Origin of the sequence: Pseudomonas sp. BNK-7 (genome assembly GCF_048072025.1) — a bacterium.
Taxonomy (GTDB): Bacteria; Pseudomonadota; Gammaproteobacteria; order Pseudomonadales; family Pseudomonadaceae; genus Aquipseudomonas; species Aquipseudomonas danubii.
The window spans coordinates 1,829,827-1,849,476 of the sequence record NZ_CP182252.1 but is presented as its reverse complement, the minus strand read 5'-3'; the positions used below and the strand labels follow the sequence as shown (position 1 = coordinate 1,849,476).

The 19,650-nt window shown below is 62.8% G+C and carries 18 protein-coding genes; 12 read left to right on the top strand and 6 right to left on the bottom strand.

Translation table 11 applies throughout. The features are described from left to right. Positions 1-7: 7 nt before the first annotated feature. Entirely contained in the window at positions 8-457 is a 450-nt protein-coding gene (locus ACMGF8_RS08530; protein ID WP_102863022.1) for a DMT family transporter, read from the bottom strand. A gap of 420 nt (positions 458-877) precedes the next feature. On the opposite strand from ACMGF8_RS08530, the gene ACMGF8_RS08525 reads away from it, so the two are divergent. Both ACMGF8_RS08525 and ACMGF8_RS08520 read left to right on the top strand, forming a co-directional pair. Continuing rightward, positions 878-2,377 carry a collagen-like triple helix repeat-containing protein gene (locus ACMGF8_RS08525; RefSeq protein WP_115581529.1) on the top strand — a complete coding sequence of 500 codons (1,500 nt, stop codon included), beginning with the start codon at positions 878-880 and terminating at the stop codon, positions 2,375-2,377. A 192-nt stretch (positions 2,378-2,569) separates the two neighbouring features. Continuing rightward, positions 2,570-4,246, top strand: coding sequence for a ShlB/FhaC/HecB family hemolysin secretion/activation protein (locus tag ACMGF8_RS08520; RefSeq protein ID WP_416759264.1), 1,677 nt, complete (start codon positions 2,570-2,572; stop codon positions 4,244-4,246). Positions 4,247-4,321: 75 nt separating this feature from the next. Here the strand turns inward: ACMGF8_RS08520 and ACMGF8_RS08515 are convergent, their stop codons facing one another. Both ACMGF8_RS08515 and ACMGF8_RS08510 read right to left on the bottom strand, forming a co-directional pair. Then, a complete protein-coding gene (locus ACMGF8_RS08515) occupies positions 4,322-4,735 on the bottom strand; it encodes a response regulator (RefSeq protein ID WP_102863019.1) in 414 nt (137 codons plus the stop codon). Between the two features lie 187 nt (positions 4,736-4,922). Further along, positions 4,923-5,129, bottom strand: coding sequence for a Flp family type IVb pilin (locus ACMGF8_RS08510; protein WP_102863018.1), 207 nt, complete (start codon positions 5,127-5,129; stop codon positions 4,923-4,925). A gap of 329 nt (positions 5,130-5,458) precedes the next feature. On the opposite strand from ACMGF8_RS08510, the gene cpaB reads away from it, so the two are divergent. The 8 genes from cpaB to ACMGF8_RS08470 are packed head-to-tail and all read left to right on the top strand — an operon-like array spanning position 5,459 to position 12,925. Beyond that, complete coding sequence (gene cpaB, locus ACMGF8_RS08505) at positions 5,459-6,394, top strand: Flp pilus assembly protein CpaB (protein WP_416759262.1); 936 nt, start codon at positions 5,459-5,461, stop codon at positions 6,392-6,394. 19 nt (positions 6,395-6,413) lie between these two features. Beyond that, a complete protein-coding gene (locus tag ACMGF8_RS08500; RefSeq protein WP_102863016.1) occupies positions 6,414-7,667 on the top strand; it encodes a type II and III secretion system protein family protein in 1,254 nt (417 codons plus the stop codon). Beyond that, on the top strand, positions 7,664-8,851 hold the full coding sequence (locus tag ACMGF8_RS08495) for an AAA family ATPase (protein ID WP_102863015.1): 1,188 nt from the start codon (positions 7,664-7,666) through the stop codon (positions 8,849-8,851). The genes ACMGF8_RS08500 and ACMGF8_RS08495 overlap by 4 nt, the downstream gene beginning before the upstream one ends. Beyond that, on the top strand, positions 8,848-10,128 hold the full coding sequence (locus ACMGF8_RS08490; RefSeq protein WP_102863014.1) for a CpaF family protein: 1,281 nt from the start codon (positions 8,848-8,850) through the stop codon (positions 10,126-10,128). The genes ACMGF8_RS08495 and ACMGF8_RS08490 overlap by 4 nt, the downstream gene beginning before the upstream one ends. A gap of 16 nt (positions 10,129-10,144) precedes the next feature. Beyond that, positions 10,145-11,026, top strand: coding sequence for a type II secretion system F family protein (locus ACMGF8_RS08485; protein WP_416759259.1), 882 nt, complete (start codon positions 10,145-10,147; stop codon positions 11,024-11,026). A 1-nt stretch (position 11,027) separates the two neighbouring features. Then, positions 11,028-11,912, top strand: a complete 885-nt coding sequence (locus ACMGF8_RS08480) for a type II secretion system F family protein (protein WP_102863012.1) — start codon at positions 11,028-11,030, stop codon at positions 11,910-11,912. A gap of 10 nt (positions 11,913-11,922) precedes the next feature. After that, on the top strand, positions 11,923-12,657 hold the full coding sequence (locus ACMGF8_RS08475; RefSeq protein ID WP_102863011.1) for a tetratricopeptide repeat protein: 735 nt from the start codon (positions 11,923-11,925) through the stop codon (positions 12,655-12,657). Between the two features lies 1 nt (position 12,658). Then, positions 12,659-12,925 (top strand): DUF3613 domain-containing protein, encoded by a 267-nt coding sequence (locus ACMGF8_RS08470; protein WP_102881936.1) that lies wholly within the window; start codon positions 12,659-12,661, stop codon positions 12,923-12,925. A gap of 56 nt (positions 12,926-12,981) precedes the next feature. Here ACMGF8_RS08470 and ACMGF8_RS08465 read toward each other — a convergent pair whose 3' ends face one another. Both ACMGF8_RS08465 and ACMGF8_RS08460 read right to left on the bottom strand, forming a co-directional pair. Then, the gene (locus ACMGF8_RS08465; protein ID WP_102863009.1) at positions 12,982-13,770 is read right to left on the bottom strand and encodes a response regulator transcription factor; all 789 of its coding nucleotides are present in this window, start codon (positions 13,768-13,770) and stop codon (positions 12,982-12,984) included. Between the two features lie 126 nt (positions 13,771-13,896). Continuing rightward, positions 13,897-14,367, bottom strand: a complete 471-nt coding sequence (locus tag ACMGF8_RS08460; protein ID WP_102863008.1) for an A24 family peptidase — start codon at positions 14,365-14,367, stop codon at positions 13,897-13,899. 74 nt (positions 14,368-14,441) lie between these two features. Here ACMGF8_RS08460 and ACMGF8_RS08455 point away from each other — a divergent pair, with 74 nt between their 5' ends. Both ACMGF8_RS08455 and ACMGF8_RS08450 read left to right on the top strand, forming a co-directional pair. Beyond that, positions 14,442-14,879 (top strand): TadE/TadG family type IV pilus assembly protein, encoded by a 438-nt coding sequence (locus ACMGF8_RS08455; protein WP_416759256.1) that lies wholly within the window; start codon positions 14,442-14,444, stop codon positions 14,877-14,879. Then, on the top strand, positions 14,876-17,638 hold the full coding sequence (locus tag ACMGF8_RS08450) for an ATP-binding protein (protein ID WP_207167014.1): 2,763 nt from the start codon (positions 14,876-14,878) through the stop codon (positions 17,636-17,638). Before ACMGF8_RS08455 ends, ACMGF8_RS08450 begins: the two co-directional genes overlap by 4 nt. Here ACMGF8_RS08450 and ACMGF8_RS08445 read toward each other — a convergent pair. After that, a complete protein-coding gene (locus tag ACMGF8_RS08445; RefSeq protein WP_207167013.1) occupies positions 17,623-19,641 on the bottom strand; it encodes a pilus assembly protein TadG-related protein in 2,019 nt (672 codons plus the stop codon). The two genes, ACMGF8_RS08450 and ACMGF8_RS08445, sit on opposite strands and share 16 nt — an antisense overlap. Positions 19,642-19,650: the final 9 nt, after the last annotated feature.

The window sequence follows — 19,650 nt, the reverse complement described above, 5'->3', positions numbered from 1 at the left end:
GCCCTCATCACCCCCGGCGAATAAGCACTACACCGGCGACGATCAGCAGCAATCCGGCAATCTTGCCGAGGCTCACCGGCGCCTCGCGAAAGCCCACCCAACCAAAGTGGTCCAGGGCCAGGGCCATGCTCAACTGACCCGCCAGCACCAGAGCCATGAACAGCAAGGCGCCGATCCGTGGCCCGGCAAAAGCTGCGGTGGTGATGAAAAAGACCCCCAGCAGGCCGCCACACCAGTGCCACCAGGTCAGGCCCTTGAGGGCACTCAACGAGGGCATCTCACGCTGCATCAACACCAGGATCAACAAGGCTGCAGTACCGACAAAAAAGGAAATCAGTGCTGCGGCCAGCACACCGCCGACCTGCTTGGCCAACTGACCATTGATTCCGGCTTGCAGGGCCAGAAAGGCCCCAGCGAAAAACGGCAGGCACAACAGCCACCAGATTGGACTAGGCATCACAGGCTCCAACAGCAATTCGGCCGCGCAGTATAGGCCAGCGCAGATTTGAAAGTCCTCGACAGCCACTAATAGAATCTTAGAAAACTGCCGTTCTCTCGAGCAGAAAACAAAATAAAAACCATTAATTGTATATATATAACTTTCGTTTATAGCTCATGAGCAGCCGCTCCAGCCATAGATACAAGGCATTGATTAATAACAACTTAAAAGACACAAACTTCACAAACAATACTTTCAAACTAGTCACTTTTAAAGCAGTAAAAAACCAAGAATAAAACTCATTAATACCAAGTTCATAATTGTTCAAAAAGTCTCTCGCGCCTTTTATGTAGACAACGGACGACGGTATCTCCAGCAATAGAACTGGAGAGCTATCGAAAACAACGAACGTTGTAATAGGTGCAAGGGATACCTCTCATGAAAACTCAATTCGGATGGAAAGCGTGTACAGCACTGGCGATGATCCTGACCCTCAGCCTGGCGGGCTGCAGCGGCGGCGGTGGTGGTCATAAGAGTGGCTCGAGCAGTTCTCCTGCCAGCTCAGGTGGTGGTGGCACCGATGGCGGAACCGGTGGCACGCCCAGCACCCTGGTGACCGCCGACGTGGCGTCCGGCGTGGGTTCTACCGTGAGCGGTGTCGGCGACGGCATCAGCGCCCTGGGCGATTCTCTGGCAACGGTTCCAGTGGTCGGCGGCCTGGCCCGCAGTGCCGTCAACACTACCGGTAATGTGGTGGACAGCGTTGGTGAGGGCTTGACCAACGGCCTTGGCAAACTGGGCAGCGATCCCAAGGCCCTGAGCAAGACCACGGCCACCGTCGGCAACGTGGTCGGCGATGTGGGCACCGGAGTCAAGGATCTTGGCGGGCAACTGGCGACGACCACCCAAAGCGTTCCGGTCGTCGGTGGCGTGGTGACCAGGGTGGCCCCGGTACTCAGCGGTGTCGGCACCCGGGTGACCATGCTGGGCAACACCTTGAGTACCGTCACCAGTAGCGGCCCAGTAGGCACCCTGACCGATGGCGTGGGTGACAAGGTACTGGTACCGGTAGTGAGCATGGCAGAAGGCCTGACCGACAAGGTGGGCAGCACCACCGGCCTGGGCGCCCCCGTCAAGGGACTGATCAAAGGTGTGAGCGATGCTGTGGATGATACCGGCGAGAAGGTCAGCGATACCGGTGATGGCAACCCTGTGACCGATCTGTTGGGCAATGCCCTGAGCAACGCCAGCGGCGCGGTAAACAGCGCAGGAGGCTACGTCGGCAAGTCCGGGAGCGGCACCGGAAGCGGTGGCAGCAACGGTGGCGGTACTGGCCTGGGCGGCACCGGCATGCTGGAAGTCGTAGGCGGTGCAGTGGCCAATCTCGGCAACGGCATCAACACCGGCAACACCAATGGCGCGGTCAGCGCAGGGAGTGCCGCCGCCGGTGCGGTGGGCGGCCTGATCGCCTCGGTGGGCGGAGCCCTGGGCGGCCCAGGTACTCCCAACCTGGTGGTCACCGCGCCCCTGGCCAGTGTCGGCGTAAACCTGGGTTCGGCGTTGAATCCGGTCACCAGCTCCGTCACCGGCCTGACCCAGCAAGTGGGCGCAGCCAGCGGCCTGGGTGGCGCGGTCAGCGGTCTGCTGGGCCAAGCGGGCGGGGCTGTGAGCAATGTGGGTACCACTGTTGCCGGTGGCATAGGCGGCAATCAGGTCGGCGGCGCCCTGGGCGGCACCCTCGGCGCAGTGGGCAGCACCGTGGCCTCGGTCGGCGGTCTGGTCAACGGCGGCACTGCCCCCGGCGGCGGTCTGCTCGGTGGGGCCGGGCTCGGCGTCGGAGCCAGCGCCAACGGCAGCGCTTCTGCAGGAGCAGGTCTCAACGGTGGCCTGGGTGGTGCGCTGGGTGGTTTGACCGGCGCCCTGGGCGGCAGGAAATAATTTGCACCTGGCCGATTCGACGGCCTCACCTACAGCGCCTACGCTTGGTTGAGGGCGAGAGGTTCAGATGAATCTCTCGCCTTTTTGTTTATCCAGAGCATCACCCTCCAGCACCTGATCAGGGCTCAGACCTTGAACGGTGCATGGAATGAGGACTTTTAGCATCGCTGCGGCTTGACCATGGAGTGTCCTATGCGCACGTTGGCCAGTTTGTTGTTGATTGGATGCTGTACCTCCGCTTACGCCGACTCCCTTCCCCGCTTTCTCAACAGTAACGACAGCATTACCAACCTGCCCCAACCCAACCTGCCGGTGGACGCCTACCGCCCGGCTACACCGCAGTTGCAGATGCCTGAGCAACCCGTCGCCCCCCAAGGGCAGCAGCCGCTGATGATGGGCACCAAGGTTACGGTGCGTCAGGTCCAGATCGAGGGTGGCACGGTCTACCCTCTTGAGCAGTTGGCGGCGATCTACCAGCCATTGATCGGCCATGAAACCAGCTTCGCTCAACTGATCGAAGCCACTCGTGAGATCACCCGACGCTACCAGAACGACGGCTACCTGCTGTCCTACGCCTTCATGCCGCAGCAGAACTTCAACCAGGGTGTCCTGCGGGTGGTGCTGGTGGAGGGCTACATCAGGGACTACCAGCTGCAGGGCGACATCGGTCCGGTGTCCGCCTATCTGGACAAGCTGGTGAGCAAGCTAAAGGCCGAACGCCCGCTGACCCGCAAGACCTTCGAGCGCTATACCACTCTGATGAGCCGGGTACCGGGCGTGACCCTGCAAGCGGTGGTGCCCCCACCGGGAACCACCGACGGTGCGACCCAATTGGTCGCCGTGGCCAGCCGCAAGTCCATCAGCACCACCCTCAACAGCACCGACGACAATCGCAACGGTCTGCAGGCCCTGGTGGGTATTACCAGCAGCTCGCAAACGGCCTGGGGCGAACAGCTGAGCCTCAGCGGACTGTTTCCCCCGGGCAAGGACAAGGAACACTACTACCGCCTGGACTACAGCCAGTTGCTGGGTTCCGAGGGCACGCAGTTGAGCCTCTACGGTGCGCGCTACCGCAGTGATCCGCGAAGCAACGTGCAATTGGGCAATGGCCTGGAGCTTGAGCCCCATCGCGCAAACGACCGTTTCTCCATCGGCGTCAGCCACCCCTTCATCGCCTCGCCCAATGAGATGCTCACCGCCGGTACACGCCTGTATGCAGTGAACGACAAGACCCGCTATCGGCTGAACAACGCCCCCCTGACCCTGGAAGAGAAAACCGATATCCGCGCCCTGGCGCTGGAGAGCGACTGGAGCAAATCCGATCCGCGCCAACTGCGAATCCTCAGCGCCGGTCTCTACCAGGGCCTGGACAGCATGGGAGCCAAGACCAACAACGCACTCTACGATCTGGATTTCTTCCGCCTGCGTGTGGCGGGGGTACAGAGCGACCGTTTCTTCGACAATTGGCAGGGGGCGCTTTCCGCAGCCCTGTACTGGAGCGACGACAATCTGCCAGACAGTGAACGGGCCAGTTTTGGCGGACAGAACTTCGCGCGGGGTTATCCCGATGACCAGGCCACCGGTGACAAGGGTTGGGGCGTGGCTTATGAGGTGAACTACAGCTTCCGTCGCGAGGGACCCTGGGTCCGGGTACTGCAACCCTATGTCGTGCTGGACCGCTCCAAGACCTGGTTCAACCAGTTGCCGGTCAAGGGCAGCAACCTGTCATCGGCGGCTGTGGGCCTGCGCTTCGGCGACACCAAGCACTACAACATCGCCCTGGAGGCCGCCAAGCCCATGTCCGATGAAGCCCTGGACACCTACAACCGCCGTCCGCGCTATACCTTGAGTTTCAGCTATCAACTCTGAACAGTTGGGTGATTTTGACCTGCTCCCCAGCAGGTCTTTTTTTGCCGATAAAAAAAGACCGAGCAAGCCTGAAGGTCAGGGACCGACGACATGCAGCCGGGGTTGGGGAAACAGATTATTGAGGGTTTCCAGCAGGCGCACGTAATAGATCGGCTTGCGGAACAGATCCAGGACCTGCAGGCGCAACAGGTCACTGACGTCATCCATGTCGGCGTGCCCCGACATGACGATCACCGGCAAGTGCTGACGCGAGGTGTGCTCGCGCAGACGCTTGATCAGCGACAGGCCACTCTCTTCCGGCATGCGCAGGTCCGTGATCACCAAAGCAATATCTGGATGCTGGGTGAGGTGTTCCAGAGCACATTTCACCGAGGTGGCGGTAAAGCAGCAGAAACCCTCGCCTTCCAGCAGCTCGGCGAGTTCCATCAGCGCATCTTCTTCGTCGTCCACCAGCAGCAATTGCTGACGTGTGGGTTGAGGGAAGGTCATGGACAGTACCCTGGAGTGAGCGTCACGCCCGTGGTTGAACGCAGCCATCGAACATCAGGCCACCCGTGACGCAACCGCTAGCAGGCCTTCGGTTCTGGAAAACCGAAGGCCTGCACGGAACCGGGGGTAGCTTGAAGGTCTGTCGAAAGCGCTGCCCAGCGGCTGCTCACCTGGGCCACTCCGCTGATCAAGGGTCAGGCCGGGTGACGGCGTCGCCTCCAAGGCTGGTCAGGATGTTGTTGAAGATGGCCAGTACACGATCACCCAGAGGGGTCACGAACGCTACGACCACCACTGCCACCATCGCTACGACAATCGCGTACTCGATCGCGGATGCGCCTTCGGTGCGGTCAAAAAACAGGCGCGCCCTGAGCAACAAATATTGAAGAATCATCCTAGCTCTCCTTTGCGCCAGACGGCGCCACTGGAACAGCACTGGGCAAAATTCCCCGGTGCCACCTGAGCATTGTCAACAAAGCCCGGCCCAGCAACTGTAAGAACTGATTAATCACAAAGTATTAATCGGATGGTTGGCGCCAAAAAACTCGCCCCGTTGAATCAACTCATACTTTTGTTAGCTATTTTTCGACGACTTAATGGCATTTCGTCCTAGCTCTACTACCTTCACATAGCGAAATAGTTGCATGTTCATAGCTGCCTGATTGCGAAATTAACTCGTTTGGAATCACGGGCTGGTGGTGCAGCAGGATAGGGAGAGCCTTCATGAACAGTCGCGTCACCATGGGTCTGGCTGGACTACTGCTGCTCGGAGCGGTGTTTTTCGGTTACTGGGGCCTGGTCCTCAGCCGTCAACCCGAACCGGCACCACCAGCTCAACCGGTGGCCCCCCGTGTCGTCGAACAAGTCACCAGCAATGCCGAAGACCAGACCCGCCAACCCGTGGTGGTACTGGTGCGCGATGTGCCACCTTTCGTTCCACTCACCGCCGCGGATCTGGCGCTGGAAAAACTGCGCACCGCACCTGCCGGCAGCCTCAGTGCCATTGATCAGGCGGTGGGCCGTACGCCCTGGCGACAACTGAGTGCCGGCACCTGGCTCAACGCCCAGAGCTTCGAGACCGGTGGCACCCTGGCACGAATGATCCGCAGCGATGAGCGAGCCCTGGCGGTAGCGGTGGATGAAGTCATCGGCGCCGCCGGGCAACTGAGCCCCGGAGACTATGTCGACGTGCTGTTGTTCCTGCGTCAGGACACGACCAATCCACAGCAATCGGCACAGATTGCCGTGCCCGCCATGCGGGTACTGGCAGTGGGCGAGCAACTGGGACTGACCAATGACGGACAGCCCGCCGCCCCAGCGGTGACCCGCGAGGAGAAGCTCAAGCAGGACCAGCGCCGGATCGCCGCCCGCACGGTGGTTCTGGCTGTACCCGAGCAGCTCTTGAGCCGGTTGATGCTCGCCACCCAGGTCGGCGTGCTGCGACTGGCGGTGCGCAGCAGAGAGGAGCAGCGCCTGGCCCACTACTGGGCCGGCAACGAGGACGCCATTGGCCACCTCGATGCAGCCAACAGCAACCTGTTCCAGTTCACTCAACTGGCCCTCGGCAAAGCTCCCCGTAGCCCGCTCGCCCAAGGTGGCGGACCAAGCCCGGCGGTGGAGGTCATCCGGGGCAACCAGGTCTCTCAACAAACCCCCTGATCGAGCAAGGATGCATGACATGCGCAGTCGTTCCATGCCGCTGTTCACCACACTGCTGACGCTGAGTCTGGGCCAATGGCTCTGGAACCCGGCCATGGCCGCGCCAATGTCGGGCTGCTCGAGCCTGGCGCCGTTGCCGGCCGTGCTGGAAGTCGGCGAAGGTTTGCAACAGGAGCTGCAGTCCCCGGTGGTCATCACTCGCTTGGCGGTAGGCGATCCAAAAGTTGCCGATGTCCACGCCAACGGCAACAAGGCCTTTCTGCTCACTGGCATGGCTCCCGGCGCCACCAGCCTGATGGTCTGGACCTCCTGCTCCAGCACTCCACGCCAGAGCATGGTGTTCGTCCGCGGCCGGGCCACTGCCGACATGACCGCCAGCGGCTTGCCAATCAGCGATGATCCGTTGCTGCCCAGCCAGGTACAGACCGATATCCGCTTCGTCGAGGTCAGCCGCACCAAGCTCAAGGAAGCCAGTGCCTCGATCTTCGGCCGCGGAAACAACTTCCTGTTCGGCTCCCCTGGCACCGCTCCCGTCACCACCGGCACCGCCGGCAGCGTCACCCCGACCTTCGGTGGTCGGCGGACCAACATCCCCCTGGACAACGGCACCTTCAATATCGGCTTCGGCAACGGCCGAGTGCTGACCCTGATCAACGCCCTGGAAGGCAGCGGCTTCGCCTACACCCTGGCCCGGCCATCCCTGGTGGCCCTCAGCGGCCAGAGCGCAAGCTTCCTGGCCGGTGGCGAAATCCCTATTCCGGTGCCCAGCACCGCTAGCAACAGCGTGACCATCGAATACAAGGAATTCGGTATCCGCCTGACCCTGACCCCCACCATTGTCGACAGCGGTCGCATTTCGCTGAAAGTGGCCCCGGAGGTCAGCGAGCTGGACTACAGCAACGGCGTGACCATCGCCGGGACCGTGGTACCGGCGCTGACCGTACGACGCACGGACACCAGCATCTCCCTGGCCGATGGCGAGAGCTTCGTCATCAGCGGCCTGATCAGCACCCGCAACAGTTCCCTGGTGAACAAGTTTCCCGGGTTGGGGGACATCCCGGTACTGGGGGCCTTTTTCCGCGACTCGACGATCAATCGCGAAGAGCGCGAGCTGCTGATGGTGGTCACTCCGCATTTGGTCCAGCCCCTGGCCGCCGATGCCAAGCTGCCGGCCTTGCCCGGTGAACGCCTGCGCAGCTACGACCCGAACTTCTATCGCATGTTCTTCCTCGAGAACGGCAACTTCGACAAGCGCAGCGGGCTATCGCAATGAGCCAGAACATGAGCCAGACGTTCCTGGCCATCACCCGCAACAGCACCGATCTTGAGTGGCTGCAAGGCGCCCTGGCGCCCCTGGGCCAGGTGGTAGGGGCCGATGGCAGCCTCGACGAGTTGCTGGCGCTGGTGGACGTGACTTTCGCCAACCTGGTATTCGTCGGCCTCGACCGCGAGCATGTGGTGGCCCAGGCCGCACTGATCGAAGGGGCCCTGGAAGCCAAGCCGATGCTGGCGATCGTCGCCCTCGGCGATGGCATGGACAACCAGTTGGTCCTCAACGCCATGCGTGCCGGCGCCCGGGACTTCGTCGCGTACGGCTCGCGTTCCAGCGAAGTTGCCGGTCTGGTCAGACGTTTGAGCAAACGCCTGCCGGCAGTGACGCCCAACACCCAGATGGGCGGCCTGACCGTGCTCTACGGCGTGCAAGCCGATAGCGACGGCGCACTCCTGTCCGGGCACCTGGCCCTGGTGGTGCAAAAGAGCGGCCAGCAAACCCTGCTGCTGGACCTCGGCCTGCCCCGTGGCGACAGCCTGGCACTATTGGGGCTGGAAAGTTCGTTCCACTTCGGCGATGCCCTGCGCCACCTGCGGCGCCTGGATACCACCCTGATCGACAGCGCCTTCACCAGCACTGAAGCCGGCTTGCGCATCCTCGCCTACGCCAGTCACGACGAGCCCCTGGAACACACCAGCGCAGCCGAGCTGTACATGTTGCTCAGCGCCTTGCGCCAGCACTTCCAGCACATCGTGGTGAACCTCGTTGGCCAGCCCGACAGCGAGGCTCTGCGGACCTTCGTCAGTCATTGCGACAAGCTGATCTGGTGCACCGACCAGAATGTCCTCGACTGCCGGCGCAACCTGGCGGTCCTCAATCACTGGCGCGAAAAGGGCATGAAACTGGAGCACGCACGCTTGCTGGTGGACCGCTACCTGCGCGCCGTCACTCCGGATTCCGAAACCCTGGGCAAGACTTTCGGCCTGGAAGTGATCGCGGTGCTGGCCTACAGCCCGGAGGTGCGCCTGAACGCCAAGAACCAGGGAGTCACCCTGTTTGAAATGGCCCCCCGGGAGAGCCTGACCCAAAGCATTCGCACCTTGGGCGAACGCCTGGCCAAGCGCTCCGAAGGCCTGCCCAAGCCCAAGGCCGGCTGGCTCAACAGAATCATGGGGGGCAGATGAGCGGCGAAAAACTCTTTGGCGCCCCGGCTCGTCCGGCACCGGGCAATAGCGATCACGAAGGCCTGAAGCTGGTACTGCATCGCTACATCATCGATGCCATCGAAGACTCGGGGAAAAACCTGCTGGAAAGCTCACGGCAGAACCTCTCGCAGTTCGTCACCGACAAAGTGGCGGAGTACATCGCGCGCATGCACCTGGCGATTTCCCGCTATGAAATGGAACGGCTGGCGGAGGAAATCGTCGATGAGCTGACCGGCTTCGGCCCCCTGGAAGTGCTGCTGCGCGATCCGGCGGTGACCGAGATCCTGGTCAACGGCCCGCACCGGGTATTCGTCGAGCGCGACGGCGTGCTGCACCAGAGCGACCTGCGTTTCATCGACGCCCACCACGTTGAGCGGGTCATGCAACGGATCCTTGCCCCCTTGGGTCGACGCCTCGACGAGTCCTCGCCGATGGTCGATGCGCGCCTGCCGGACGGCAGCCGGGTCAACGCCATCATTCCTCCCATCGCCCTGGACGGCCCCTGCCTGTCGATTCGTAAATTTCGCAAGGACATGCTCAAGAGCAGCGACCTGATCGCCATGCAGACCATCGACCTGGCGATCTTCGAGTTCCTCCAGGAGGCCGTGGGCAAACGCTGCAACATCCTCATCAGCGGCGGCACCGGTACCGGCAAGACCACCCTGCTGAACATCCTCAGCCAGTTGATCAATCCCCACGAACGGCTGGTGACCATCGAAGACGTGGCCGAACTGCAACTGGGGCACCCCCATGTGGTGCGTCTGGAAACCCGCCCGCCCAATGCCGAGGGCCATGGCGAGGTCAAGGCCAGCGACCTGATCCGCAACGCCCTGCGGATGCGCCCGGATCGGATCATCCTCGGTGAGATCCGCGGCGTGGAAGTACTGGATGTACTGACCGCGATGAACACCGGCCACGATGGTTCCATGAGTACGGTACACGCCAACAACGCTCAGGATGCCCTGTTGCGCCTGGAGACCCTGGTGGGCCTGACCGGTCGCCAGATCGCCGAACGCACCTTGCGGCAGATGATCTGCGCAGCCCTGGATGTGGTGATCCAGTTGACCCGCCTGCCCGATGGCCGGCGCTGCGTCAGCGAAGTGGTGGAGGTGGTGGGCATTCGCGATGACATCTATGTCACCAACACCCTGTTCCGCCTGGATCGCCGCAGCGGCTTTGGCTTCGGTTTCCTGCGCGAGGCGCTGCACCCGGCGGGTGACAAACTGCGCCGCGAGAGCGGGCTGAGCGTCAATTGAACCGGCGAGGTAGCCCATGATCGGCCTGCTGCTTACCTTGATCTGCCTGATTCTGCTGGGGCTTTCCGGCTGGCTGTTCTACCACGGTGTGCGCAAGACCGAGCGTGAGCGAGTGCTCAACCGGCTGGCCGAAGGGCAACCCGAGCTGAGCCCGCAACGCAGTCCATGGATCGGCCTGGAGCGCGCCTTTGCCCGCGCCGGCCTGGGCCAGCCCAGTGAGCGCCTGGGCCTGTGGCTGGTGGTGTGGGCAGTGCTGATGTTGTTGGGCTACCTGCTGGGGGACTGGCTCGGACTGCTGGGCAGCCTCTTCGGCCCACCGCTGCTGTTGCGGCTGTATATCGCCTGGCTGTACCAGCGCCGGCTCAAACGCATGATCGAACAACTGCCGCCCTTGCTGGATCACTGCGTGCGCAGCCTGAAGTCCGGACGCACCCTGGCAGACGCCGTGCTGGGAGCCATCGAGGCCAGTAACGATCCGCTGAAACAAGCCATGGGGCGTATCCAGCGCAACGTGCAACTGGGAGTCAATCTGCCGGACGCGGTCAACGATTTCGCCGAGTTCTACGAGCAGGACGAGTTACGCATGTTCGCCCTGGGCCTTAAGGTCAATCACCGATATGGCGGCAACGCCAGCGAGCTGCTGGAGAACCTGATCAAGCTGATTCGCGAGCGGGAACAAGGGGCCCGACAACTGAGCGCGATGACCGGCGAAACCCGCATGACCGCCTGGGTCCTGGGAACCCTGCCGCTGCTGCTGGTGGGCTACTTCATGCTCACCAACCCGGGCTACATGCTGGGCATGTGGCACGACCCTTCCGGACAGAAAATGCTGATCACTGCCGTGTGCTTGCAGATCTTCGGCTGCCTGGCCCTGTGGCGCATGTTGAGGAGTATCTGAAATGCTTCTGCTGGCCGCTGCGATGCTGTTTTTAGGTGCCTTGCTGCTGCTTGGCAACGGCGTGCTGGAGCAACGCCGGCGCGAGCGCCAGGTTGCCCAGCGCCTGCAAGGCAACCTGACCCGTGACAACCGCCTGGGCAGTTGGCTGCGACAGTTGGGCGACAGCCGCTTCGGCCAGCGCGCCGTCAGCATGGACAGCGAGACCCAGACCCTGCTCAACCGTCTGGGCTGGCGTCGCGCCAGCCAGCGCTCGCTGTTCGCCGCCAGCCAGATCGCGACCCCGGTGCTGGCGGTGTGCCTGGTGATCTTTGTCCAGGAAGTGGCATTCCCCAACGCGCAAAGCAAATGGCTGGTACCGATGCTGGCGGCCGGGGCCGGTTATCTGCTGCCCAAGCGCGCCCTGGCCTACGCCGCTCACCGCCGGCAGAAGCAGATCGCCCTGGAGATTTCGACCTTCATTCCCTTGCTGCGCATTCTGTTCGAGTCGGGCATGGCCGTGGAACAGGCCCTGCGGGTCCTGAGCAACGAAGCCGGGAAGCTGCTGCCGGAACTGACCCACGAGTTGCGCCTGATCCTGGCACGGGTCGATTCGGGCCTGGAGCTGGGCCAGGAGCTCAGCCAGACCGCGACCCTGCTGGCGGTGGACGAATTCACCGACACCTGTGTGATTCTCCAGCAACTGGTACTGCAAGGCGGCGGGGCGATGAAATCCCTGCAGGCCCTCAAGCAGTTGCTCGACGACCGGCGCCTGACTCGCCTGCAGGAATACATATCGAAAATGTCGGCCAAAATGTCGGTGGTGATGATGCTGTTTCTCTTCCCCGCCTTGTTGATCGTGCTGGCCGGGCCGGGCTTCACCGCCATCGCCCGGGCCTTTGCTGCCTAGAGGGAATCTGATGAAAGCCATGATTGTCGCCACCAGTTTGTTGCTGCTCGGCGGATGCGCCAGCAACGGCCAGGTGCCGTGGGCAGCCCTGACCCACTCCGCCAGTTGCGCCAAGCTCAGCTCCGAGCAGGAGCTGGCGGTGAACCTCGCCGATGAGATGGCCAACGACGGCAAGCTGCACGCCAGCCTGGCCAACCTGCAGAACCTGCCGGACAACCTCGCCGAAGTGCGGGTGCGCAAGGCCCGGGTCTACCGCCTGCTGGGCCGTAATGAGGCCGAGCCACTGTACCGCAGCCTGCTGGGCTCCTGCCTGGCCGCCGAGGGCGAGCATGGCCTGGGCCAATTGGCGGCGGCCCGGGGGGACAACGGCCAGGCTCAGGCTCACCTGCAAAGGGCGGCGCGACTGGCACCGACCAATGAAAAAATCCGCAACGACCTGGGGGTCGTCTACCTCAACCAGTTGCGCATCGAAGATGCACGCTTCGAATTCCTCACCGCCATCGAGCTCAAGCAGTCCGAGCCGCTGGCGGCCATCAACCTGGTGACCCTGTTGCTTTATCAGGACAACTGGAAGCAGGCCGCCGAAGTGGTCAGCCAGGCCAACCTGAATCCCCAGCAGTTTTCCCAGGCCCAGGCCCGCGCCGAGGCGCTGGGGAAACCCGCGACAACCACGGCCTCCGTGCCCCAGGTGGCGAAGGGTTCCACGACCCTGCAGCCAGAGGCCACGCCGTCCAAGGAGCGCTGAAATGAAACTGCCCATGCTCTGCTGCACCGCCCTGCTGACCATGCCTCTGGCTGCCCAAGCCATCGATGCAGGCCCCGCCTCGCCCCAGCAGCAGGAGACCGAAGGCTGGCTGCTGTTGCAAAGCCGCAACCTGGCCGCCTCGCCGCAGCCACAGTCGGCGACCCCCACGGAACGTGAGCTGGCGTTGCAACGCTGGTTGAAAAAATACCACTACGAAATTCCGGACCTGTACGACCCGGATGCCGGTGGCAAGGTGGAAACCAAGTAGCCAGGAGGCAATCAAGCGGCGGCAAGCTCATCACCGCCGCCATGCACTGCTCGTTATCAGTGGGCGGTGACCCGCTGGCGCAGCCCCGAATTGCTCGGTGACAAGGCCAGGGCCAGTTGCGTGCGGTTGTGCATGTGGGTCAGCCGCAGGACCTGGGAAACGTAGAGTTTTACGGTGTTTTCGGTGATCCCCAGTTCACAGGCGATCTGGTAGTTGGTCTGCCCCTTGCCCACCAGTCGCGCCACGTCCAGTTGTCGTGGCGACAGCTGGTTGAAGATGGCCGGAATCTCGATGGCATCCCCGTCTGCGCTGTCGCCCTGAGACTCCTCGCTGCGACTGGCGGCGGGGGTACGCCGGACCTTGTCCAGGTCCTGGTAGAGATCGTCTATGGACTCCGAAAGAAACTGCAGCTTCTGGTTCAGGTGCCCCAGGTGCAGGTTCTTCTGCCGCTCCTGCAAGGCGACTTCCTGACGCTGCAGGCCTTCGAGGAGTTCGTCCAGGTCGATGGGTTTCTGGTAGTAATCGGCAATGCCGGCGCGCAGGGCCTTGATCACGTCCTGTTTGTCCGCCTGCCCGGTGAGCATGATGGCTTCGAACACCCGATGCTTGCCGGCCAGGCGCTGCAGTTCCTGCACCAGCTGGATACCGTCCATATCGGGCATGTGCAGATCGCAGAGCACCAGGGAGATTTCCGGGTCCTTGTTGAAGCACTCCATCGCCTGGAGGCTGGACTCGCAAGGAACACAACGGTAACCACTGCTTTCAAGAAACTCGCAAAGTTCTTCGACAATCAGTGGCTGATCATCGACCACGAGCACTTTCATCTGTGAGGTGAGCTTGTTCACGTGCTACTCCGTGCGGGCCATTCGTCGACTGGCCACTCCTGTCCTGCCTCGCATGATCCAGGCAGCTACACATAAAAACCTAGACCCACTTTCCGACTATGTACATCGCATTAATCAGTCCGGCGACTAATGGATCACGCTCACAGTTAAGACCATTCCAGCCAGTACAAAGGGAGCAAATGGGTATTTTTTTGACAAGCGCCTGCCGGTCCCTCCCTCTTGGGGCTCAAGCCCTTGTTTCTGCTGAAACCAGAGCCTGGGCGCGATCAGCAACCACACCAGGCTGCACAGCCCAGCGCCGATAAAGGCCCCCAGTAAGTGCTCCGGATCGCAGAGCAGCCCCAGGGCCGCCATCAACTTGACGTCCCCCGCCCCCATCCGCCCCATGGCATACCCGGGCAAAGTGAACAACAGGGCCAGCAACAATGCCCAACCACCCTGTGCGGCACTGGCCCCCAGCCAGGTACTGCCGGTCCACAACAGGTATAGGCCGGCCAGCAGCGCGACGCCCAGAGTCAAGCTGTTGGCGATCTGCCGCTGACGCAGATCCTGCAGCGCACAGATTGCCAACCAGATCCACAAAACCCAGAAATGCATCGCCTAAGAGGGTTCCTTTTGCCGGATTGATCCTATGCTCAATGGACATAGTGGTTGTCAGGGTAGACGCACTCATGAAACCGGGCCTCCCTAGAAAGCAGAAAGGTGCTGTGGCGATCGAGTTCGCCGCCGTGTTCGTGATCTTCTTCGCGGTGTTTTACGGCCTGGTCAGCTACAGCCTGCCGCTGCTGATGATGCAATCCTTCAACCAGGCGACCGCTGAAGCGGTGCGCCGGGCCGTGGCGGTCGACCCCAATACTGACGACTACGCCACCACAGTGCAGGACCTGGCCAACATGGTGGTGCAGAACCAGACCAACTGGATTCCGCCGGCCTTCAACTTCGCCGCCACCGACCACAGCGCGGTGTACGCCAACGGCGTACTCACAGTACGGATCGACTACCCCACCCAGAAACTCACCCAGGTACTGCCGCGCCTGGTATTACCGGTGGTCGGCCCGGTGCCCAACCTGCCCACCAACCTGAGCGCCATCTCGAGTGTGCAATTTTGACCTCTGGTGACAAGCTGCTTGGACGCTTGCTGGGGCGTCAGCCACTCCCCGCCGACGAGTCCCGGGTCCCGCCCCAGGCTGTTGGCCTGCAACTGGTACTCGACCCCCAGGGCCGGGTCCTCACCAGCAGCGGGCCATTGCGTCATGGGCTGGCCCAGTTGCCCCCCAGCGCCGAACCATCACACCTGCTGGACTACATCCTGCCCGGCAGCACCCTGGCCCTCGAAGGCCGTCCCGCCGACTGGAGCGGACAAGTGCTGGACCTGGACCTGCGCGGGCTGGGTGGCAAGACCTTGCACCTGCGCGGCTGGCTCCAGCCCTGGGGCTCGCAATGGTTGCTGCATCTGCTGGACATCGGCGACCTGATCCAGCAACGCCAACAGGCCCTGAGCCGTGAGCAATGCCAGATCTTCGCCGCGCAGATCAGCGAACAGATCCGCCTGTGCAACCTGACCCGCCTGCCGGACGTGCTGCACGACCAACTCGCCGACCTGGCCCGCTACTGGCACATCCCCTGCCTGGGCCTGGCCTTGCTCGACGAACAGGAACAAAGCTGGGTCATCCACAGTTGCTACAGTGCCCATGACTCGCCCCGGTTGTGGCATGACGACCAGGACCTGGGGACTGGCCTGGATAGCCTGAGCGGCAATACACCGCTGCATCTGAATCAAATCCAGGGCCTGAATGAACACCCGCGATTGCAGGGCATCTTCGGTCATCGCGAAGGTTTTCTGGTGCCCTACCGGGACGACCATGGCGTCGCGGCCTGGCTGCTGTGCGGCTGTTACGCCGTACAGCAACACGCGCCCAACCTGCTGGACCGCGACTGGCTGATGCTCACTGCGGCCCTCGCCGGACCACTGCTCAGCCGCCTGCGGGAACAGCGTCATCACCTGCACCTGGAGCGCCTGGAAGCCCTGCAAGGGCTGCTGGGCACCGGTTGGTGGGAACTGCGCGCCGACACGGCCGAAGTGTTGCTGGCCAAGCCTCTGGCCGCCAGCCTGCAACTGCCCGCCGACAGCAACAGACTCAGCGTCCAGGATTGGCTGGAACTGATTCATCCCGCCGACCGCGCCGAACTCAACAGCCGCCTGCAGGCCCTGAAGCTGGGCAAGCCGCTGCTGCTCTGCGTACGCCTGCACGAAGCTGACCCGAGCGCAGCAACGCGCTGGTACCGTTTGCAGGGCCAGGCCCTGGGACGAGGGGAACAGCAACGGCTGGTGGGGTTCATGCTGGATATCAGCGATATCAAGAACCAACAGCAACAAGCCGCTGCCGCCCATGCCCGCCTGGACAACCTGATCGCCAGCTCGCCGGCGGTGATCTATGTCCAGCGCTACCTGGAAGGCGCTCTGCAACCGAGTTTTTTCAGCGCCAGCCTGCAACCGCTGCTGGGCTGGAGCCTGGAAGACTGCAACGAAGGCGCCGTGGCGGACTGGGTCCATCCCGAGGACCGCGACCTGTACTTCCAGCGCTGTCGCCAACTGCTGCGTGAGGGCAACGTCCATGCCCGCTACCGACTCCGGGATCGCCAGGGGAACTTTCACTGGGTACTGGACGAAGCCCGGCTGCTGCGCGATGACCTGGGCCTGCCGGTGGAAGCTGTTGGCCTGTGGCTGGACGTCACCGAAGCCACCCTGGCCGCCGAGCACGTGCGCCAGAGCGAAGAGCGCTACCGGATTCTGGTGGAAGACTCACCGGCGATGATCTGCCGCTACCGCCCGGACCTGACCCTGACCTTCGGCAACCGGCCGCTGGCGGCCTACCTGGAGTGCGCCGCCGAAGACCTGCCGGGGAGCAATCTCGGACAGTGGCTGTCCGCCGAACAGCGCGAGGGTTTTGAACGGCGGCTCACGTTGCTGAGCCCGGAGTTTCCGGTCAGCACCGCCGAGATCAACCTGCAACTGCCAGGGCGTGAACACGCCTGGTGGGTCTGGTCGGATCGTGGGGTATTCGATGAACAGGGGCAGTTGCTGGAAATCCAGGCCGTGGGCCGCGACAACACCGAAGTGCGGCGTTCCCAACAGCAACTGACGCAAAGCGCGAAAATGGCCACCCTGGGGGAAATGGCCACCGGCCTGGCCCATGAAATCAACCAGCCGCTCAACGTGATGCGCATGGCCATCGTCAATGTGCTCAAGCGCCTGAACAGTGGCGATATCCAGGTCGACTACCTGACCGAAAAACTCCATCGCATCGACGCTCAGGTCCAGCGGGCCGCTCGAGTGGTGGATCACATGCGGGTATTCGGCCGGCGCTCGGAGGTGGAGCAACAGCCCTTCAATCCGGCCCAGGCCATCGAGGGGACCCTGTCGCTGCTGGCCGAGGGCATGCGTGGCAAGGGGCTGGAACTGCGTATCAGCGAGCTGGGTTTCGAGGTTCAGGTGCTGGGCTTTGTCGACCAGTTGGAACAGGTGCTGATCAACCTTTTGGTGAATGCCCGGGACGCCCTGCTGGGCAAGCAAGGGCAGCAGAAGGATTTCAAACCCTGGATTGCCGTACATGGCCAGCGCGACGAACAGTGGGTGCGCCTGTGGGTCGAGGACAACGCCGGCGGCATCGACCCGCGGCTGCTGGAACGGATTTTCGAACCCTTCTTCACCACCAAGCCGGTGGGCGTCGGCACCGGGCTCGGTCTGTCGGTGAGCTACGGCATAGTCCAGAACATGGGCGGTCGCCTGAGTGTCAGCAACGGTCAGGACGGCGCGCGCTTTTGCATCGAACTGCCAATTGTCCAGGCGGATCAGATCACCAGATAGGCCCTGCCCGTCTGCCCGCAGGTGAGGTTGGCACCGACCTCGACGTCCATCAGGCTGACCCCCAATGCCGCCAGCAGGTTGTTCAACAGCGGATCGAGCAAGGGGCTCAGCAGATTGCTGATCAACGGCATGATCAGGCTGGTGACACCATTGATCAGCCCTCCCGCGCCCGCCACCACCGAACCCAGGAGGTTGGCGCTGACCGGCTGGTAAACCTGCAGGCTGATCCCGGAGATAGTGCCCGACAGGCTGTTGACGAGGTTGTTGGTCGGGGCAGCGTTCTGGTAGCTCGGCGCCTGGTTGACGTTCGGGGGGACGGAAAAATCCGGCGCACCGCTTGAGTAAGTCAGGTCCCGCCCCAGGTTCGGCCCGGTCTGGCTGCGCCCCAGCGAAGCGTCGACCTTGATGCCGATGCCCCCGGCGGCGAAGGCTGTGCGTGCTGGCCCGCAACTGCCGATCCCGAGAATCTTGCGACAGGTCCAGATGCCCAGGTCGATGATCGGCAGCGGCGTCACCACAGGTTGCGTCGAGGAAGAGAACGTCGTGTTGGGATCAATCTGCCCGACCTTGATGTCGGCCAGGGACGATTCGCTGTGCGCCGTGAGGCTTTTGCTTCCGGTGTTGCCCGTCGGACAGCTGTAGTTGGTGACGTAGGCCTTGGCGCCCCCCAACTCCAGGTTGATGTCGATTCGCGGAGAAGGCAGCACTTGCGGGTCGACTTGCTGGCAGCCGGCGCCCAGCAGGCAGCCCACGGAGTTGATGGTGGCCGCCAGGTTCAGGCTCAGGACACTGTTGAGGGTCGGTGTCAGCGAACCCACCAGCCCCAGCACGGCATTGGCCAGGCCGGTCACCCCGGACAGGCCCGTGAGGTTGACCGAAACCAGCGTCCGTACCTGGGCTGTGCTCACATAGATGCGATTGGCTCCCAACGGATCGAGGATGGCCAGCCGAGGGTCACCGACCGCCGAGAACTGCGGTGGCTCGATGACCTTGACCCTGACCGTCACACTGGCCAGGCCCAGCAGGTTGGCCGGTATTACCGCCGCCACCGCGCTCTTGCTGTTGGCCAGTTGAACCATCGCTTGCAGCAGTTGGAACAGCTGCACGTTGGCATCCAGCGCGGTGGACACGGCACCGGTCTGCAGTTTCAGGATGTCCGCCAGTTCCAGCTCCGGTATCTGAGCACTCACCGCCGCCTGCAGGCTCCCCAGGGCCGCCAGTATGTCGGCGGTCGCGCCATTGGCCTGGACCACGGTGGCAGCAGTCTGGATCAGTTGAGTCAGGCTCGCCTGGGTGTTGAGCAACTGGGTGTAGTTGCCGGCGGCGACGCCCAGGTCGATGGCCAATTGGTCGAGGTAGCTCAGCAAATTGATATCGCTGTTGAGCAGGCCATTCCAGCCCACGGCACTGATGTTTAGACTGCCGCCGAGCATGTTGCCCACCAGGGCATTGAGCAACGCTGAGTTGGCGCTGTTGACGGTGGCGATGGTGCTGCGAATGCTCAGTTGCGCCAGCGGTGGCGTGGGTGCAGCCGCAACGGCTGTGGCCGTGAGCTGCGTGGTGAGGTTGATCGGACCTGGCGAGAACAGCGCAGCAACACCCGAGGCCACACTGATGGGGACGGTGTTAGTGGCGATTACCTGCACAGCCGCCGACTGCGCCGGGTTGGCATTGAAGGTACGCAAACCGTCGGCTCCGGTGCTCAGGAAGCCGCAGTTGGTGGTCAGGGTATTGCCGGCGGCGACGACGAAGCCATTGCGCACTGCACTCTGCCCGACATAGGTGGCCGCCGTCAGGCCGGCCAGGCAATTGCCGCCACGGCTGACGGCTTCCAGCGCCGCGTTGTCCGCTACCCGCTGCAACTTGCGCTGCTCCATGTAGAGCCGGCCGCTGTCCACCACCAGCAGCATCAGCAACAGCGCCAGGCCCAGGGTCGTTGCCGCCATCAGGCCAATGGCGCCACGTTGACGGGCCGGGCCGGTAAACCGCTTCAGAGGAGACATCGGGGCACT

Bases quoted from the DNA above. Each gene is read 5' to 3' on its own strand.
- ACMGF8_RS08530 (WP_102863022.1), bottom strand. From the start codon at position 457: ATGCCTAGTCCAATCTGGTGGCTGTTGTGCCTGCCGTTTTTCGCTGGG.
- ACMGF8_RS08525 (WP_115581529.1), top strand. From the start codon at position 878: ATGAAAACTCAATTCGGATGGAAAGCGTGTACAGCACTGGCGATGATC.
- ACMGF8_RS08520 (WP_416759264.1), top strand. From the start codon at position 2,570: ATGCGCACGTTGGCCAGTTTGTTGTTGATTGGATGCTGTACCTCCGCT.
- ACMGF8_RS08515 (WP_102863019.1), bottom strand. From the start codon at position 4,735: ATGACCTTCCCTCAACCCACACGTCAGCAATTGCTGCTGGTGGACGAC.
- ACMGF8_RS08510 (WP_102863018.1), bottom strand. From the start codon at position 5,129: ATGATTCTTCAATATTTGTTGCTCAGGGCGCGCCTGTTTTTTGACCGC.
- cpaB (WP_416759262.1), top strand. From the start codon at position 5,459: ATGAACAGTCGCGTCACCATGGGTCTGGCTGGACTACTGCTGCTCGGA.
- ACMGF8_RS08500 (WP_102863016.1), top strand. From the start codon at position 6,414: ATGCGCAGTCGTTCCATGCCGCTGTTCACCACACTGCTGACGCTGAGT.
- ACMGF8_RS08495 (WP_102863015.1), top strand. From the start codon at position 7,664: ATGAGCCAGAACATGAGCCAGACGTTCCTGGCCATCACCCGCAACAGC.
- ACMGF8_RS08490 (WP_102863014.1), top strand. From the start codon at position 8,848: ATGAGCGGCGAAAAACTCTTTGGCGCCCCGGCTCGTCCGGCACCGGGC.
- ACMGF8_RS08485 (WP_416759259.1), top strand. From the start codon at position 10,145: ATGATCGGCCTGCTGCTTACCTTGATCTGCCTGATTCTGCTGGGGCTT.
- ACMGF8_RS08480 (WP_102863012.1), top strand. From the start codon at position 11,028: ATGCTTCTGCTGGCCGCTGCGATGCTGTTTTTAGGTGCCTTGCTGCTG.
- ACMGF8_RS08475 (WP_102863011.1), top strand. From the start codon at position 11,923: ATGAAAGCCATGATTGTCGCCACCAGTTTGTTGCTGCTCGGCGGATGC.
- ACMGF8_RS08470 (WP_102881936.1), top strand. From the start codon at position 12,659: ATGAAACTGCCCATGCTCTGCTGCACCGCCCTGCTGACCATGCCTCTG.
- ACMGF8_RS08460 (WP_102863008.1), bottom strand. From the start codon at position 14,367: ATGCATTTCTGGGTTTTGTGGATCTGGTTGGCAATCTGTGCGCTGCAG.
- ACMGF8_RS08455 (WP_416759256.1), top strand. From the start codon at position 14,442: ATGAAACCGGGCCTCCCTAGAAAGCAGAAAGGTGCTGTGGCGATCGAG.
- ACMGF8_RS08445 (WP_207167013.1), bottom strand. From the start codon at position 19,641: ATGTCTCCTCTGAAGCGGTTTACCGGCCCGGCCCGTCAACGTGGCGCC.